At 63.1% G+C, this 14,971-nt stretch carries 17 protein-coding genes and 1 tRNA gene; 11 read left to right on the top strand and 7 right to left on the bottom strand.

Translation table 11 applies throughout. The annotated features are described in order from the left end of the window. Positions 1-200: 200 nt before the first annotated feature. Both CK227_RS11845 and CK227_RS11840 read left to right on the top strand, forming a co-directional pair. Positions 201-1,307 (top strand): alpha/beta hydrolase, encoded by a 1,107-nt coding sequence (locus CK227_RS11845; RefSeq protein WP_179295906.1) that lies wholly within the window; start codon positions 201-203, stop codon positions 1,305-1,307. Positions 1,308-1,449: 142 nt separating this feature from the next. Next, positions 1,450-2,613, top strand: coding sequence for an alpha/beta hydrolase (locus CK227_RS11840; RefSeq protein WP_095770299.1), 1,164 nt, complete (start codon positions 1,450-1,452; stop codon positions 2,611-2,613). 26 nt (positions 2,614-2,639) lie between these two features. On the opposite strand, the gene ade is transcribed toward CK227_RS11840, so the two are convergent. Together ade and CK227_RS11830 are read right to left on the bottom strand one after the other, a co-directional pair. Further along, the gene (gene ade, locus CK227_RS11835) at positions 2,640-4,457 is read right to left on the bottom strand and encodes an adenine deaminase (protein WP_095770300.1); all 1,818 of its coding nucleotides are present in this window, start codon (positions 4,455-4,457) and stop codon (positions 2,640-2,642) included. An 81-nt stretch (positions 4,458-4,538) separates the two neighbouring features. Beyond that, positions 4,539-4,925, bottom strand: coding sequence for a hypothetical protein (locus tag CK227_RS11830; protein WP_095770869.1), 387 nt, complete (start codon positions 4,923-4,925; stop codon positions 4,539-4,541). A gap of 190 nt (positions 4,926-5,115) precedes the next feature. On the opposite strand from CK227_RS11830, the gene CK227_RS11825 reads away from it, so the two are divergent. From CK227_RS11825 to CK227_RS11810, 4 genes are all read left to right on the top strand, one after another. After that, complete coding sequence (locus tag CK227_RS11825) at positions 5,116-5,781, top strand: outer membrane protein (RefSeq protein ID WP_095770301.1); 666 nt, start codon at positions 5,116-5,118, stop codon at positions 5,779-5,781. A 280-nt stretch (positions 5,782-6,061) separates the two neighbouring features. After that, positions 6,062-6,147, top strand: a tRNA-Leu gene (locus CK227_RS11820). 342 nt (positions 6,148-6,489) lie between these two features. Next, positions 6,490-7,995, top strand: a complete 1,506-nt coding sequence (gene hutH, locus CK227_RS11815; protein WP_095770870.1) for a histidine ammonia-lyase — start codon at positions 6,490-6,492, stop codon at positions 7,993-7,995. Between the two features lie 219 nt (positions 7,996-8,214). Beyond that, on the top strand, positions 8,215-8,556 hold the full coding sequence (locus CK227_RS11810; RefSeq protein WP_245317938.1) for a hypothetical protein: 342 nt from the start codon (positions 8,215-8,217) through the stop codon (positions 8,554-8,556). Positions 8,557-8,599: 43 nt separating this feature from the next. Here the strand turns inward: CK227_RS11810 and CK227_RS11805 are convergent, their stop codons facing one another. The 3 genes from CK227_RS11805 to CK227_RS11790 form a co-directional block, all read right to left on the bottom strand. Beyond that, positions 8,600-8,911: a hypothetical protein gene (locus tag CK227_RS11805; protein WP_095770302.1), complete on the bottom strand. Its 312-nt coding sequence runs from the start codon at positions 8,909-8,911 to the stop codon at positions 8,600-8,602. A gap of 400 nt (positions 8,912-9,311) precedes the next feature. Then, positions 9,312-9,533 (bottom strand): hypothetical protein, encoded by a 222-nt coding sequence (locus CK227_RS11795; protein ID WP_095770303.1) that lies wholly within the window; start codon positions 9,531-9,533, stop codon positions 9,312-9,314. Positions 9,534-9,631: 98 nt separating this feature from the next. After that, positions 9,632-10,210: an NUDIX domain-containing protein gene (locus CK227_RS11790; RefSeq protein ID WP_019857853.1), complete on the bottom strand. Its 579-nt coding sequence runs from the start codon at positions 10,208-10,210 to the stop codon at positions 9,632-9,634. 157 nt (positions 10,211-10,367) lie between these two features. On the opposite strand from CK227_RS11790, the gene CK227_RS11785 reads away from it, so the two are divergent. The 4 genes from CK227_RS11785 to CK227_RS11770 all read left to right on the top strand — a co-directional run bounded on the left by CK227_RS11785 (position 10,368) and on the right by CK227_RS11770 (position 12,574). Continuing rightward, positions 10,368-11,471, top strand: coding sequence for an NADH:flavin oxidoreductase/NADH oxidase (locus tag CK227_RS11785; RefSeq protein ID WP_095770304.1), 1,104 nt, complete (start codon positions 10,368-10,370; stop codon positions 11,469-11,471). 129 nt (positions 11,472-11,600) lie between these two features. Beyond that, entirely contained in the window at positions 11,601-11,918 is a 318-nt protein-coding gene (locus CK227_RS11780) for an SH3 domain-containing protein (RefSeq protein ID WP_095770305.1), read from the top strand. Positions 11,919-12,026: 108 nt separating this feature from the next. Further along, positions 12,027-12,305, top strand: coding sequence for a DUF982 domain-containing protein (locus tag CK227_RS11775; protein ID WP_095770306.1), 279 nt, complete (start codon positions 12,027-12,029; stop codon positions 12,303-12,305). 29 nt (positions 12,306-12,334) lie between these two features. After that, positions 12,335-12,574 (top strand): DUF2188 domain-containing protein, encoded by a 240-nt coding sequence (locus CK227_RS11770; protein ID WP_095770307.1) that lies wholly within the window; start codon positions 12,335-12,337, stop codon positions 12,572-12,574. A 104-nt stretch (positions 12,575-12,678) separates the two neighbouring features. Here CK227_RS11770 and CK227_RS11765 read toward each other — a convergent pair whose 3' ends face one another. Then, positions 12,679-12,963 (bottom strand): hypothetical protein, encoded by a 285-nt coding sequence (locus CK227_RS11765; protein WP_095770308.1) that lies wholly within the window; start codon positions 12,961-12,963, stop codon positions 12,679-12,681. 54 nt (positions 12,964-13,017) lie between these two features. Then, the gene (locus tag CK227_RS11760) at positions 13,018-14,022 is read right to left on the bottom strand and encodes an alpha/beta hydrolase (protein ID WP_095770309.1); all 1,005 of its coding nucleotides are present in this window, start codon (positions 14,020-14,022) and stop codon (positions 13,018-13,020) included. Between the two features lie 152 nt (positions 14,023-14,174). Between CK227_RS11760 and CK227_RS11755 the strand changes: the two genes are divergently transcribed. Further along, on the top strand, positions 14,175-14,918 hold the full coding sequence (locus CK227_RS11755; protein ID WP_095770310.1) for a competence/damage-inducible protein A: 744 nt from the start codon (positions 14,175-14,177) through the stop codon (positions 14,916-14,918). Positions 14,919-14,971 lie beyond the last annotated feature (53 nt).

The raw sequence follows: 14,971 nt of genomic DNA, 5'->3' as shown, positions 1-14,971 counted from the left end.
GAAGCGACGCGAGCCTTCGCGGCCGACGCATCCGGCATCCGCCTCGAGCTGGAGGTGGCTGCCCTTTTCCCGGCTTTTCCTCCGCCACTTTGGCTTTCGCGCAACAGTCCGATGGTCGTAGCCAGGCGATGACCACATTTCGGCTGGACACGACTTAGTTCTGCCGCACTCTCCCTGTCCGGGAGGTGTCGCGGGGGTAGATGGGCCTTTTGGCCGGAGTGGAAATTTCAGGCGTGCCTTTGAAGAAGATCGTTACTGTTTGTCTCGCCTTGCTCGTCGCCGGCTGCGCCGGCCCGCAAACGCAGGAATTGCTTGGCAGCGCCATTGTCGCCGCGCCGGTGACGGATATCGCCGGCAACCACTCGATCTTCATCACCACGACGCGCAAGAAATCCGACGATCCCAACAAGGTTTTCGATGGCGAGCGCTCGGCGACGCTGAACTATGCCCGCGTCAACGTCACCGTTCCGGGGATCCACACGACCGGCCAGATCGAACGGCGCTCCCGCGGCAAGTCGGATGACCCGGCCAAATATTTCATGGCCTCCGAGGTTGTCGGCTACGACACACAGCCGAAATTCTCCAGCGCGCTCAACGCCGATATCGCGGCGCGCGGCGGCCGCGTCATGGTCTTCGTGCATGGCTACAACACCGGTTTCGACGACGCGGTCTACCGTCTCACCCAGATCGTCCACGATTCCGGCTATCCGGGCACGCCGATGCTGTTTTCCTGGGCATCGGGCGCCAAGACCACCGACTATGTCTATGACAAGGAAAGTGCCAGCGCCGCACGTGACCAGCTCGAAGTGACATTGCGCATGCTGCAGCAGTCCGGTGCGCGCCGCATCGACATTGTCGCGCATTCGATGGGAACCTGGGTGACCATGGAAACCCTGCGCCAGATGGCCATCAGCGGCGACCGCGACCTTGGCGGCAAGCTCGGCGACGTGGTGCTGGCCTCGCCGGACATCGATGTCGACGTGTTCAAGAGCCAGATGCGCCGCTATGGCAAGCCCGACAAGCCGTTCATCCTGCTGTTGTCCGACGACGACCGCGCGCTGAGGCTTTCCGGCCTGATCGCCGGTTCACGGCCACGCGTCGGCGACTACAAGGATGCTGCCGATCTTGCCTCCTACGGCGTGACGGTGGTCGATCTCTCCAAGGTCAAGGGCAGCGACAGCTTCAACCATACGAAATTCGCCGACAATCCGGCCTTGGTGAAGATGATCGGCCAGCGGCTGCGCGAAGATGACGGTTTTGCCAGCGACAGGGACGTGACCGACCGCGTCAGCCTGCTCGGGCAGTAGATGCGGCGGCGCGAATTTCGCCGTGCCTGTTCACCATTCACGAGGTATCGGGCCACTTTGAACTGGACCGCGCCGGTCTCTGGCTCTATCGCAATAGCGGTGACGTCATGCTTTTGACGTCCCCCTTCATGGGAGCCGGCGCTTGAGCTTGCGCTTGAACAGTTTCGTCCTCGCGTTGACGCTCGCCCTTGCCGGCTGTGCCGGCCAGAACACGCATGATCTGCTCAACAAGACGAATGTGTCGGTGCCAGCCTCCGACATCGCGGCCACGCACGAAATTTTCGTCGCTACAACCCGCCAGCAGGCGACCAAGGATCCGCGGCAGGTGTTCGACGGCGATCGCTCGTTGACCACCAGCTACGCCCGTGTCGACGTCACCGTGCCGAAGGTCCACCAGATCGGCGCCATCGAGCGGGCCAAGGGCTCGGCCAACTCGATCCCGGCAAAGCAATTCACCGCCACCAATGTCGTCCACTATGGCGATGCCTCGCAATTCGCCAAGGCGGTCGGCGCCAACATTGCCGTGCGCGGGGATCGCGCACTGGTGTTCGTGCACGGCTTCAACAATGGCTTCGACGACGGCATTTACCGGCTGACGCAGATCGCCCACGACACGAAATATCCCGGCACGCCGGTGCTGTTCTCATGGGCGTCGAGCGCCAAGACGACGGGCTATATCTACGACAAGGACAGCGCCAGCGCCGCCCGCGACGATCTCGAGGCGACGCTCAGAATGCTCGCCAAGACACGGGTCAAGAGCATCGACATCATCGCCCATTCGATGGGAACCTGGCTGACCATGGAGGCGCTGCGCCAGCTCGCCATCACCGGCGACCGCGATCTCGGCGGCAAACTCGGCTATGTCGTGCTGGCGTCGCCCGACATCGATGTCGACGTGTTCAAAAAGCAGATGATCCGATACGGCAAGCCGGACAAGCCGTTTGCCGTGCTGCTGTCCGGCGATGACCGTGCGCTCAAATTGTCTTCACTTATCTCCGGCGACAAGCCGCGTGTCGGCGACTATGGCAATGCGGCCGATCTCGCCAGCTATGGTGTCTCCGTGGTCGACCTGACCAAAATCAAGGGCGGCGACGGTGGCCTCAACCACGCGAAATTCGCCGACAATCCCATCCTGGTGCAGTTGCTCGGCGATCGCCTGCGCACCCCTGCTGGCCTGGCCTCCGACGAACCCGATCCGGCGCAACTCAACAATCTCGGCCAAGGCCTCGGCAAAGCCGTCGGTTCGGTCGCCGAGGTCGTCATCACGACGCCGTTCAAGGTGCTGACCATCGTCACCGGCGGGTGAGCCAATCACCCGCGTCGAAGGTTGGTCTAAACGAACAGGTCGACCTTCTGGAACGTCGTCACGTCGATCAGGCCGACGTCGGAAATCCTCAACTCCGGAATGACCACCAGCGCCAGCAGCGAGTGCTGCATGTAGGCGTTGTTCAGGGAGCAGCCCATCTTGCGCATCGCCTCGGTCAGTTTCTCGGCCTTGGCGGCGACGATCTCGGCGCGCTCGTCCGACATCAGGCCCGCGATCGGCATTTCGACAAGCGCCAGTTCCTTGCCCTTCGAGAACAGCACGACGCCGCCGCCGACTTGGCCCAGCCGGTTGACCGCCAGCGCCATGTCCTGCTTGTTGGTGCCGACGCAGATGATGTGATGGGCGTCATGCGCCACGCTCGAGGCCATGGCGCAATCCCCCATATAGCCGAAGCCGGAGACGAATGCGTTGGTGACGCCGCCCGTGCCCCTGTGCCGCTCGACCAGCGCGATCTGGCAGACGTCGTTGCGGCGGTCCATGGCGACCAGACCGTCCTCGACCGGCAGATCGGCCTCCAGGGCTCGCGTCGGCGCCTGGTTCTCGATGACGCCGATGACGCGCACCCGCACCTCGTTGGCACCCTTGGGAGCCGTGATGTCGAAATCGCCAGCCCTGAGCTTCTTGCCCAGCTTGACGGTGTTCTTCGCCGTCTTCGGGTAATCATAGGCCGGAATGTCGATGTCGAGCTTGCCACCCTTGGCCAGCCTGACGCCGCGCGCATAAACCTCATCGATGGTCATTGCGGCGAGGTCGGAGACAATCAGCAGGTCGGCCAACCGTCCAGGCGCGATCGAACCGATCTCGCGTTCCAGCCTGAAATGCTGGGCAGTGTTGATCGTCGCCATCTGGATCGCCGTCACCGGCTTCAGCCCCTGTTGGATGGCGTGGCGCACCACCCGGTCCATGTGGCCTTCATGCACCAGCGTGCCGGAATGGCTGTCGTCGGTGCACAGGATGAAGTTGCGCGGATCGATGCCGCCTTCGGTCACCGCCTTGATCTGCAAGGCGACATCGTACCAGGCCGAGCCCAGCCGCAGCATCGCCTTCATGCCCTGGCGGACACGGGCGATGGCATCTTCCGCGCGCGTGCCTTCGTGATCGTCCTCGGGTCCGCCGGCGACATAGCCGTGGAACGGCAAGCCCAGGTCGCGCGAGGCATAGTGGCCGCCAACCGTCTTGCCAGCCTTGACCGTCGCGGCGATCTCGCCCGACATGACGGGATCGTTGGCGGCGACGCCCGGAAAATTCATCACTTCGCCGAGGCCGATGATGTTTTCCCAGGTCATGGCCTCGGCAACGTCGGCGACCGTCAGCTCGGCGCCGGCATGCTCCAGCCCCGGTGCCGACGGCACGCAAGACGGCATCTGCACATGCACGTTGATGGGCATCGCCACCGCCTCGTCATGCATCAGCCGCACGCCCGGCAAGCCCAGCACATTTGCGATCTCGTGCGGATCGATGAACATCGACGTGGTGCCGTGCGGGATGACGGCACGGCAGAACTCGGTCACCGTCACCATGCCGCTTTCGACATGCATGTGCGCGTCGCAGAGGCCGGGCACCAGGTAGCGCCCGCCGGCATCGACCACCTTGGTGCCCTGGCCGATGGCGTGGCTGGCATTCGGCCCGCAATAGGCGAAGCGGCCGCCGGCAATGGCGATGTCGGTGCCGGCGATGATCTCGCCGGAGTGAACGTTGACCCAGCGGCCGTTGCGGATGACGAGATCGGCGGGCTTGCGGCCCGTGGCGACGTCGACCAGATGCGTCGCCATCTCGGTCCAGGGTTTTGGTTTCGTCGCATGCGCCGCCGGCTTCTTTGCCATGAAGGGACTCCTGTTTGGGCGACTGTGCCAAGCCTGCCTGGTTTTGACCAGCGCCAAACGGCGGACCGGCCCGTCCAGCCTTCACAAAGGCTGTTCAGCCGCGACCTCGACCGTGACTTTCGCACCGCCGGCCGAAATCCGTTCCGCCAGGCGCTGGAGTTCGCCCGGGGCGAAGGTGCCGCTGAGCATTACCTCGCCGCCGAGGATGGGTTCGACCAGGCGCGGCGACGCCACCACGGTACCGTCGACGCCGAGGTCGACCACCTTGCCGACATTCGCCCTGGTGAAGTCGCCGAACGCCTTCGCGCTGTCCGGTGTCATTCTCAGGTTGAGCGCTGCCTGTCCCGACGCTTGATCGGATACGACCGCTGCCTTGGCGATGGCGAGCGTCAATGGCTCGGCCATGGCGAGACCGCAGGTGAACAGTATGATGGCCGTTCCAGCGATAAGACGAGCCAGGCTGTTCATCAGGATTTTTCCCTGCAAGACGGCCATTTTGCACGCTGACATTCCCCCGGCAATGCCGGCTGTCCTCGGCTTAAAGCCTGTGCCTCGGCGAGCGACACACGGCCACAGCCGGAAATTGGATTCCGTTTTGCCGTAAATCGGTCTACCTTGGCTCTCAAGATTTTTCCGGCTCTTCATCCGGGGAGTTCGAATGTATCGCCTTGTCGTCGCAAGTGCCGGTCTGCTTGCCGTCCTGTCGATGCCGGCTTTCGCAGCTGACGCGACGGTCGATGTGCCGATGACCGCGCCCGGCTTCGACTGGACAGGATACTATGCCGGCCTGCAGGCGGGCTATGGCTGGGGCCAGTCCGACATCTCAGGAACGGAAGGCGAGCCGTTTTCCGTCTCGCCCGACATAAAGGGCGGTTTCATCGGCGGGCACGTCGCCGGGCTGTGGCAGTTCGACCAGGCGGTGATCGGCGCTGAGGCCGACCTCAACTATTCCTCGGTCGACGGCACGGCGGAAGCCGAACCCGGAAACAATTTCGGCGCCGACATCAAATGGTTCGGATCGGTCAACGCCAAGGCCGGATACGCTATGGATCGTGTGCTGGTCTATGGCATAGGCGGCATCGCCTTCGCCGGGGTCGAAACCTCGCAATCAGCGGGCTCAGCCTTCTCCGAGACACGGGCGAATATCGGCTGGACCGTGGGCGCCGGCGTCGACTACGCGCTGACCGACAAATTCGTCGTCGGCGCCCAGTATCGCTACTACGATTTCGGTTCCGAGCACTATGACGGGTCCAGCGACTTCGTCGGTCGCGACCAGGATACCAAACTGAACACCGTGGGCATCAATCTCAGCTACAAGTTCTGAGCCTCGCCGGCATCGATCGGCGAGCGACAGCTGTGACGTGATCAGCAAAGTCGATGAGGGGCGGCCGGCGCCCCCAGTGGGCGGGGGAATGGGTTGGGCCTGGTAGACGCCGGCCTCGGCGGATCAAGTCCGCCGTGCAAACACCCTACCCATTGCGCGCGGCGCGCTAAATTCCGCGATCACACCAGTATCGCCATGCCATCACCTCTGGGGTGTGTGTTCAGCATGGCCAACAACACGACTTGACGGCCTGTGTCTGGCATCTGAAAAGAGCGGGCCTGCGGACGTGGCGGAATTGGTAGACGCAAGGGACTTAAAATCCCTCGATCTCTGATCGTACGGGTTCGATTCCCGTCGTCCGCACCACCCTTCGCTGTTCGAGCAGCGGGTGGCAGGCCACCCACAGCTCGGCTCCGTCAAACTGCCCGCGCGGGCTAGCCGCCGCATATGCCGCGTGAGCTGCTGATCCGATAAGTCTTCGACGTCATCCTCGAAGTGATTTCAAGCGGGCGCCGGATTTCCCAGCGCCGGATCGCAGGCGGCATGTCTTTTATTGCCGACGACGTCGCTACAGTCGCATCAGCCGGCAATTCCATCGCCATTATGCCCGTGATTGGGCGGTACGGCGCCGAAGCAGCGGTTCTCACGCCACCTTTCGAGCGGGCCGACAGCCGCCTGCGCAATCGCAAAGCTATTTCGGAACGGGCAATGACAATAACGATAGATAGAAACGCCAGCTGGCGCGACATCGCACGCGTGAGCGAAGGCGAATCCCTGGCGCTTAGCCGGGCAGCTTGGGAGAGGATCGCCTTCGCGAACCAGATCGTGGCGGCCATCGTCGAAAAAGGCATCCGCGCCTATGGCGTCAATACCGGGGTCGGCGCCTTGGCAAGCAAGGTCGTGGCGCCTGCCCTGCAAAAGAAACTGTCGCGCAATATCATTCGCAGTCACGCCTGCGGCGTGGGCGACCTTGTGCCGAGACGCGGCGTGCGCGCCATCATTGCCGCTCAAGTGGCAAATTTCGCGCACGGCCATTCGGGCGTGAGCCCTGCGATCGTCCGCAATTTGCTCACCTTTATCGAGCGCGACTGCGTTCCCGACGTGCCATCCCGGGGATCGGCCGGGTATTTGACCCACAACGCGCATGTAGCACTGGTCCTGATCGGCGAAGGCAGTGCAACCGTGGCAGGCCGCTCCATGAGCGGGCTCGAGGCCCTGGCTGAAATGGGTCTGGAGCCATTGGAGCTTGGCGCCAAGGAGGGCTTGAGCCTCGTCAACGGCACCGCATGCGCAACAGGCCTGACAAGCATCGCCGTGCTGCGCGCCGAGCGTTTGTTGGGATGGGCTGATGCGGCGGCGGCTTTGACACTTGAAGCCGCAGGCGCGCAAATGCCGGCTTTTGGCGAGGCAATCCTGGCAATGAGGCCCTCACCCGGCATTCAGGGCGTGGGCAAATCGCTGCGTGGCTGGCTTCATGGCAGCGAACTTATCGCGCTGGCACACGGCAGTCGCACGCAAGACGCACTCAGTCTTCGCGCCGTGCCGCATGTTCATGGCGCCGCCCGGGAGGTGCTGGACCGGTCCGCCGAGCTTGTCGACCGCGAATTGGCTGCCGTCACCGACAATCCGGCGGTATTCGGGTCTTTGAACGATCCTCAGGTCGTTTCGGAGGCGCATGCGGTTGCGCCGGCCCTCGGGCAGGCCGCTGACGGCCTGACCATCGCCTTGGCTCAGGTGGCTGGAATGAGCGAGCGTCGGATCGATCGTCTCGTCAATCCGCTTGTCAACAATTTGCCGGCCTTCCTCGCCGACGAGGACGGAGCCAATTCCGGCTTCATGATCGCCCAATACACGGCCACATCGCTCAGCAACGTCAATCGGCGTTTGGCCGCCCCGGCGGCGACCGACGGCGGCGTCACATCCGGCCTGCAAGAGGATTTTCTGGCTCATCCAACCGTCGCGGCCAACAAGCTGCTGGCGGTTATCGACAACGCCGAATACATTCTCGCGATCGAGCTCATGGCAGCCGCGCAGGCCCATGATTTTCTGGCGGTGCGCGGTGCACGCGCGCCTGGTACCGATGCCATCTACCAAATGGTCCGGGGCAATATCGCACACTATTCCGACGACCGGCCTCTGTCCCGGGACATGGAAGCCTTGCGCAACTTCATCCGCGAAATGGACGTGCCGGCCTGTCCGCGGCACAGTTCGTAAGGCAAATGCTCGGCCAGCTTCGAGCGGCCAGGCCTTCATCGGGTTCGGCTTCAGACGCTGGACCAGGATGATCGCCTTGGCATCGACGATGCGGTCGTCGGCTATGCCGGCCAGCTTCGTCGAGCGGCATTGTCCAGGACCCCGATGTCCTCGCCCTCTTCCGGGCAACCGCATCGAGGACGGCCAGGCGCATTCGTTTTAGCAAAGGCGAAACAAAGGATGCATTTCCGCGTTGAGGATCGTCAAAACGGCGGGAGATTTTTGAAAATGGATCCGGCAACTGCGGCAGTGATGGTCTTGCTCCAGTGCAGCCCGGTTGAGGGTTCTGTCTGCAAACCCGTCGATATGGCGCCAACCATGTATGCGTCGCTCGACTTATGCATGGCTTCGCTGAAGGACAGGCTGGCAAGCGCTCCGAACGGCGAAACCGTTGGCCGGTGTCGCCTCGTCGATACGACCGTCACAGATGGCTTGCCGGTTGGCTATACAAGGGTTTTTGTGACTCGCGGGCTGGGCGACGACGCCATCACCAGCAGCTACGTCGTACAGCGCGAGCGTTAGCGCCTCGTTCCCGCTGCCCTAAGGCGGGCGTCTGCCCTGTTTGCTAGATGCGCGTAGCGCCAGTCTCCTGGCCGCCGGAATGTGGCACCGGCGGTCGCTGATCGGCGCTTTGCTCATGGCCCGGCCCAGAGCCCACCTCGATGATTCCGACCAGCGCGCGAACAAACTCAACCATATCGTTTGCCGTGATGGCTGCCCTGTCGGGATCTTGCCCGATGTGCTCGGCGGCCGCGCAACATGACAGGCGGATGTGATCGTAGTGGGATTCCCTTTCATCCTCCGGCAACATCGCCAGTTTCATGGCCCGGCGATAAATCAGCCGCAGTAATTGTTCGAGAGCGGCTCCGACACTCATGCGTTCTACTCCGCATTGGTCTAGCGTTCCGGCGCTCGAGGGCGCATGTCGGAACGTCGATGGGAGGTATTTCCGTCCCAGTGCCAAAGGGTGCATTATAGCCATTAATATATCGTATATTGCTAATATACGATGCCCCGAAGCGTCTTTCGGCCTCCATGATATCGTGACGCCCCAGCCTGACGCCGACGGCGCGTGAGGCGGAGCCTAGCCGGGGCGGCGCGGACCGAGCGACCCATCGAGCGCGTTTGCTTCGGCCAACTTGGTCACCGCTCGCTCGACTTTCTCCGCCGCGGCATCGGTGTGCTTGATATCCCGGATAATTCGCTGCGTCAGAAGCGCGAACCTGGCAGCGCGATATACCTCACCGCCGCGGTTTCGTGGTGAAATGTCGCCATCATCATGGGGAACCGCCAAAAATTATTGGCGGATCAATCTTTGTCAGGCGCTCCCTGGCCTCGATCAGCCGGCGCCGCGCGGTCCTGATCCGACTGCAAAGCGCGATATTGATTCCGACGCCGCAGTCCTCGTCCAGCATTTCTTCCGCGCGTTCCAGAGCGAGTTCCGCGCGGTTGACGCGCTGTCTGGCCTTGGCCAGTTCCATATTGAAAAGCTCAACCATTGCTCCGCTTCCGTTGCGGTCCCTTCGAGAGTTAAACCGTCGCTGATCGCTTTTGTTCCGTGATGCGAGGATGGAGCCAATCCATGCCGGAACGTCGGTCAAGCCTTCATCGGGTTCAGCTTCAGATGCTGGATCAGGATAATCGTCTTGGCATCGACGATGCGGCCGTCGGCGATGCCGGCCAGCGCTTCGTCGAGCGGCATTTCCAGAACCTCGATGTCCTCGCCCTCCTCCGGCGCGCCGCCGCCGGCGGAGATGCGGTCGGCGGGCGAATAGCGGGCAACGAAGAACCACAGCCGCTCGGTCACGCTGCCCGGGCTCATATAAGGCGAAAACAACCGCTCTACGTCCTTCAGCCGGTAGCCGAGTTCTTCCTCCGCCTCCTTGCGGATGGCGGTCTCGGGGTCGTTTTCGTCGAGCAGCCCGGCACAGGCCTCGATCAGCGGTTCGCGGTGGCCGGTGACATAGGCGGGATAGCGGAACTGGCGCACCAGAAGCACCGTCGAACGCTGGGGGTCGTAGGGCAGGATCACCGCGCCGTCGCCGCGATCATAGGTCTGGCGGACCTGCGTCTCCCACTGCCCGTCGCGCCGGCGATAGTCGAGCACGGTCTTTTTCAGCACCGCCCAGTCGTCGGAAAGGACCTCTTCCGAACGGATACGAATACGATCTTCCATTGGATACCTCGGTATTTGTCGCCGGGCGCAGGCGTAGCCGCGAACCGGCGCCGGCGCAATTGGGGCAGCAATTGGTCCAGCGTTTCACTCTCTCGTGTGTGGTATGCAAGATATCCGTCGCCTAAATAACGCCTTCCTTCTCCCCGGAGCCCTCTTTATGACTGCATCGCTTTTTCAGCCGATCACCCTCGACGGCCTCACCTTCCCCAACCGCATCGCCGTGGCGCCGATGTGCCAGTATTCCGCCGAGGACGGATCGGCCAGCGACTGGCATCTTTACCACTGGATGAACCTGGCCATGTCCGGCGCCGGAATGGTCACGGTGGAGATGACCGATGTCGAACGGCGCGGGCGCATCACCCATGGTTGCCTCGGACTTTACTCCGACGACAACGCAGCCGCCGCGCGCCGCACACTGGATGCGGCACGACGCGTCGCCGCGCCGGGCACGAAATTCGGCACGCAGCTTGCGCATGCCGGCCGCAAGGCCTCGAACCGCAAGCCCTGGGAAGGCGGCGGGCCACTGCAGCCGAACGAAGACCCCTGGCAGACCGTCTCGGCCTCGGCCATCGCCTACGACACCGGCTGGAACGTGCCGCGCGCGCTCGATGAGGAAGAGATCCTGCAACTCATCGAGCGGTTCGCCCAAGCCGCCAGGCGGGCCGAACGCGCCGGCTTCGACTTCATCGAACTGCACGCAGCACATGGCTACCTGATCTTCCAGTTCCTGTCGCCGCTGTCCAACCAGCGCACCGACCGTTGGGGCGGCTCGCTGGAAAACCGGATGCGTCTGGTCGTCGAAATCGCCAGGGCGGTGAAGAAGGCGGTGCCGAAGCTGATGCTCGGCGCGCGGCTGTCGGTGAAGGACTGGGTCGACGGCGGCTTCGATGTCGAGGATGCGATCGAGGTGGCGAAGGCTCTGAAGGCCGAGGGTATCGCCTATCTCTGCTGCTCCAGCGGCGGCAATTCGCCGTTGCAGAAATTGCCCACCGGTCCCGGCTATCAGGTGCATCTGGCGGAGGCGGTGCGCAAGGGCGCCGGCATTCCGACCCGCGCGGTTGGCCTGATCGACGATCCCCAGCAGGCCGAGGCTGTTATCGCCGAGGGCCGTGCCGACATGGTCGCACTGGCGCGCGCCTTCCTCGCCGATCCGCGCTGGGGCTGGCGCGCGGCCGCCACATTCAAGGAAAAGATCCATCCGGCGCCGCAGCTCGCCCGCTCGGTAACGACGATGGAGCACTGGATGAAGGCGGTGGGCTGAACCGGCCCGCCCTCCTGACACAGGCGCGATCCCGCCCAGCCCGTTTTGCCACAGCTCGCTTCAAATCCGGCGGCAAACTGTTACGCTGGGTGAGGCTGCGGCGGGCGCGGCCGGGCTTGGGAGGAGATCATGTCGTTCAGGGCATTCTTGCCGGCTGCGATGCTTGTGACTGTCGCCGGCCTTTGGCTCGGCGCATCGACGCCGAGCGTGGCGCAATATTGCGAGGGGACGGTGCACGGCCTGTCCGGCCGCTACAATCTGGCGACCGGCAGCGGCTTTCTCGCCGTGCGGACACGGCCCAACTCGTCATCACGGATGATCGGCCAGCTGTTCAATGGAGACCACGTCGAGATTTTCGACCGGCGCGGCAGCTGGTACAAGGTCGAAATCGGCGGGTCCACCGGCTGGGCGAACGCTCGCTGGCTGCGCAACGACTGCGGTTACTGAGACGCCGAAACATGTCACCCAAAAAGCGCGTCGCAGAACGCGACGCGACTTTTGGGCGCAGGTTCCGGGCCACTTTTGCAACCAAATTGGCTGCTTTGCGTTGCGGCCATGATGGACAGCAAACCTTTTGAAACGCCGGTCGTGGTCGAACTCGGCCATGTCGGCAAATATCGCCATATCCGCAGCACCCAGGAAGCGGCGGAGTGCCTCATGACGGTGTGGCCGCTCAATCGCGGCCCGCGTCATCGTGATGCCCTCGACACTTGCCTCAAAGTGCTGGAAGGTTATCGTTCGACAGCGGACGCGCGACGGGCATTGATCGAGGCCGCCAGGGAATCGGAAGTGCTGGTGCCCGACGACAGGCTATCCGACGACCGGCTGCATTGAGCAGGCGGACCTTTCAACCGGAGGTTTTTATGGCGAAGCTGACTTACAAGATCGTCGAGCATGACGGCGGCTGGGCCTACAAGGTCGGTACGACCTTCTCGGAGACATTTCCCACCCATCAGGATGCCTTGCGCGCCGCCGAGATCGCCTCGGCCGAGCAGCAGGTGGCAGGCGCGACGGACGGCATCCAATATGAGGACGCCGAGGGCAAATGGCACGAGGAACTGGCTGACGGTCGGGATCGGCCGCAGACCGAGGTTTCAGACTAGACTTTCCAAAGAAGAGAACTTGCCAGCAGACCAGAGACAGGGCGCCGACCGCAGGACGTCAGGAGAGACGACGTCCTACGGTCGACCGCTGCCCGGCGGCTGAACTATTTGCCGCAATACTGGTCGTTCACGTTGCCCTGAGCATTCGCATCAGGACCCGCTGTGCCGTATGCACACGGGCCGGCTGGACCAGAATTGCCAAGGCTGTCCAGCCCAGAGCGGTCGCCATTGATGCTTCCGGTCGTGTTCTGGTCGACGCCTGAGGACTCTTCGTTGCCGAACGGCCACCAGCTGTGACGGTTCGAATATGCGCCGTCGGACGATTGTGCCATCGCCGATGTGGTGAGACCGATCGTCAGAACCGATGCTGCAAGAAATTTCCTGTACATTGCATTACTCCGTGTCTTGGTCGCCTTGGGTGCGACACGGGGTAAACCCGGCGGTCAGCCGGTTGGTTCATTGAAATTGTCGTGAGGCTGTGGTGATGGAAATGTGCGGACCGCAATCCGCTCGATGAAGCCAATCACCCGCTTGGGCTCGGCGAACTGCGGCATATGGCCGACGCCGTCGACGGGTTCGAAATCGAGCCCTGCGATCTTGCCTTGCATCGGCTCGCCATGGATGCGGATGTCGATGACGCGGTCGGCCGTACCGAAGAGGATGCCGGCAGGCATGACAATCTCGCCATAGCGCTGTTCGATGCGGCCGAGATCCTGTTCGACGGCCACCACATCGGCTGATGTCGCCTGGAAATGGACTGGCCGCAGCCCGAGCCAGCCGCCGCCGTCAACCATGTAGTCCGCGGGAAAGACCTGCGGCGCGAAGATGAATTCCATTGTCGGTCGCGCATAGCGCAGGCTCAGGGGTATCGCCACAGTATAGGCCATCATCCAGCGCTGCAGGCGCGAGGGGATATAGAGCAGGTCAAATCCTTGCCGCGCCCTGTTTTCCAGATGCGTCAGCGGCGCCAGCAAGGCGATGCCCGAAATTGCCTCGGGATGTTCCACGGCCAGGGTCAACGTGACGGCGCCGCCCAGCGAGTGGCCCACCACCAGCGGCCTTTCCAGCGCCAATTTTTCGATGAAGCGGCGCACCAGGGCCGCCTGTTCAGGCAAGCGGCCGGTGGCACCGTTCGCGCGCGTCGAATAGCCCGATCCCGGACGATCGAGCGCGATCAGCCGATAGCCCGGGCCGAAATGTCCGAACAGGGTGTGCCGGAAGTGGTGGAGTTGCGCACCAAGCCCATGCAGGAAGACGATCGGCCGCCCCTCGCCGACATCGACATAGTGGATGCGGTTGCCGTCGATCTCGATGAATTTTCCGACCGGCGGCACCAACCTTTGCGCCTTCGCCGCGATCCATAGCGTCGCCAGCACCAGGCAGGCGATCCCCAGGACCGCCAGCAGGAACAGCAAGGCCAGCAGCCACGACAGGATCGATATCAGCATTGTTCACCCGGACCAGAACCCGTTTGAGCTTACCTGCATCCGGTCATGCTGCAACCTTGCATCGTCCAGGCACGGATGTTCACCGCCGAGGTGGCATTGCCGATAGCCACGCGCCGCGCTATTTCAGGCGACCCGTCCTGCCGGAGCCCTCCATGACCGAAATCGTTACCGCCGCCATGCTCGTCATCGGCGATGAGATTCTCTCCGGCCGCACCAAGGACAAGAACATCGGCCACCTCGCCGATATCATGACGGCCGTCGGCATCGACCTGAAGGAGGTGCGCATCGTTCCCGACGAGGAAGAGGAGATCGTCGCGGCGGTGAATGCCGTACGTGCGCGCTACACCTATGTGTTCACCACGGGCGGCATCGGGCCGACCCATGATGACATCACCGCCGATTCGATTGCCAAGGCGTTCGGCGTGCCCTGCGAATACGATGCCAAGGCCTATGCGCTGCTGGACGCAAGCTATGCGGCGCGCGGCATCGAATACACCGAGGCACGCAAGCGCATGGCGCGGATGCCGCGCGGTGCCGACCATATCGATAACCCGGTGTCGGTAGCGCCCGGCTTTCGCATCGGCAACGTCCACGTCATGGCCGGCGTGCCCTCGATCTTCCAGGCCATGCTCGACAATGTCGTGCCGACGCTGAAGACCGGCACGAAAATGCTGTCGGCGACGGTGCACTGTCCGTTCGGCGAAGGCCTTGTCGGCGGGCCGTTGGGTGAGATCCAGAAAGCGCATCCGGATACGATCATCGGCTCCTATCCAAAGTATGGCGACGGCAAGTTCTGGACCGAACTGGTCGTTCGCGCCCGCAGCCAGAAGGCCCTCGACGCCGCGCGCGCCGATGTCGAGGCAATGGTGGCGGGTTTCGTCGCCAAGGCGAGTTGAACCGGTTGTGGCCGGAACAAAGCATGGCGCGCCGGCGTTGCTTTCACGCGAGT

The organism is Mesorhizobium sp. WSM4308 (assembly GCF_002294905.1).
Classification (GTDB): domain Bacteria; phylum Pseudomonadota; class Alphaproteobacteria; order Rhizobiales; family Rhizobiaceae; genus Mesorhizobium.
This window is presented reverse-complemented; position numbering and strand designations above follow the sequence as displayed.

What these genes read in the sequence shown, in the direction of transcription:
- CK227_RS11825 (WP_095770301.1), top strand. Translation starts at nt 5,116, where the DNA reads ATGTATCGCCTTGTCGTCGCAAGTGCCGGTCTGCTTGCCGTCCTGTCG.
- hutH (WP_095770870.1), top strand. Translation starts at nt 6,490, where the DNA reads ATGACAATAACGATAGATAGAAACGCCAGCTGGCGCGACATCGCACGC.
- CK227_RS11790 (WP_019857853.1), bottom strand. Translation starts at nt 10,210, where the DNA reads ATGGAAGATCGTATTCGTATCCGTTCGGAAGAGGTCCTTTCCGACGAC.
- CK227_RS11805 (WP_095770302.1), bottom strand. Translation starts at nt 8,911, where the DNA reads ATGAGTGTCGGAGCCGCTCTCGAACAATTACTGCGGCTGATTTATCGC.
- ade (WP_095770300.1), bottom strand. Translation starts at nt 4,457, where the DNA reads ATGGCAAAGAAGCCGGCGGCGCATGCGACGAAACCAAAACCCTGGACC.
- CK227_RS11780 (WP_095770305.1), top strand. Translation starts at nt 11,601, where the DNA reads ATGTCGTTCAGGGCATTCTTGCCGGCTGCGATGCTTGTGACTGTCGCC.
- CK227_RS11785 (WP_095770304.1), top strand. Translation starts at nt 10,368, where the DNA reads ATGACTGCATCGCTTTTTCAGCCGATCACCCTCGACGGCCTCACCTTC.
- CK227_RS11760 (WP_095770309.1), bottom strand. Translation starts at nt 14,022, where the DNA reads ATGCTGATATCGATCCTGTCGTGGCTGCTGGCCTTGCTGTTCCTGCTG.
- CK227_RS11845 (WP_179295906.1), top strand. Translation starts at nt 201, where the DNA reads ATGGGCCTTTTGGCCGGAGTGGAAATTTCAGGCGTGCCTTTGAAGAAG.
- CK227_RS11770 (WP_095770307.1), top strand. Translation starts at nt 12,335, where the DNA reads ATGGCGAAGCTGACTTACAAGATCGTCGAGCATGACGGCGGCTGGGCC.
- CK227_RS11795 (WP_095770303.1), bottom strand. Translation starts at nt 9,533, where the DNA reads ATGGTTGAGCTTTTCAATATGGAACTGGCCAAGGCCAGACAGCGCGTC.
- CK227_RS11810 (WP_245317938.1), top strand. Translation starts at nt 8,215, where the DNA reads ATGCATTTCCGCGTTGAGGATCGTCAAAACGGCGGGAGATTTTTGAAA.
- CK227_RS11775 (WP_095770306.1), top strand. Translation starts at nt 12,027, where the DNA reads ATGATGGACAGCAAACCTTTTGAAACGCCGGTCGTGGTCGAACTCGGC.
- CK227_RS11765 (WP_095770308.1), bottom strand. Translation starts at nt 12,963, where the DNA reads ATGTACAGGAAATTTCTTGCAGCATCGGTTCTGACGATCGGTCTCACC.
- CK227_RS11830 (WP_095770869.1), bottom strand. Translation starts at nt 4,925, where the DNA reads ATGAACAGCCTGGCTCGTCTTATCGCTGGAACGGCCATCATACTGTTC.
- CK227_RS11755 (WP_095770310.1), top strand. Translation starts at nt 14,175, where the DNA reads ATGACCGAAATCGTTACCGCCGCCATGCTCGTCATCGGCGATGAGATT.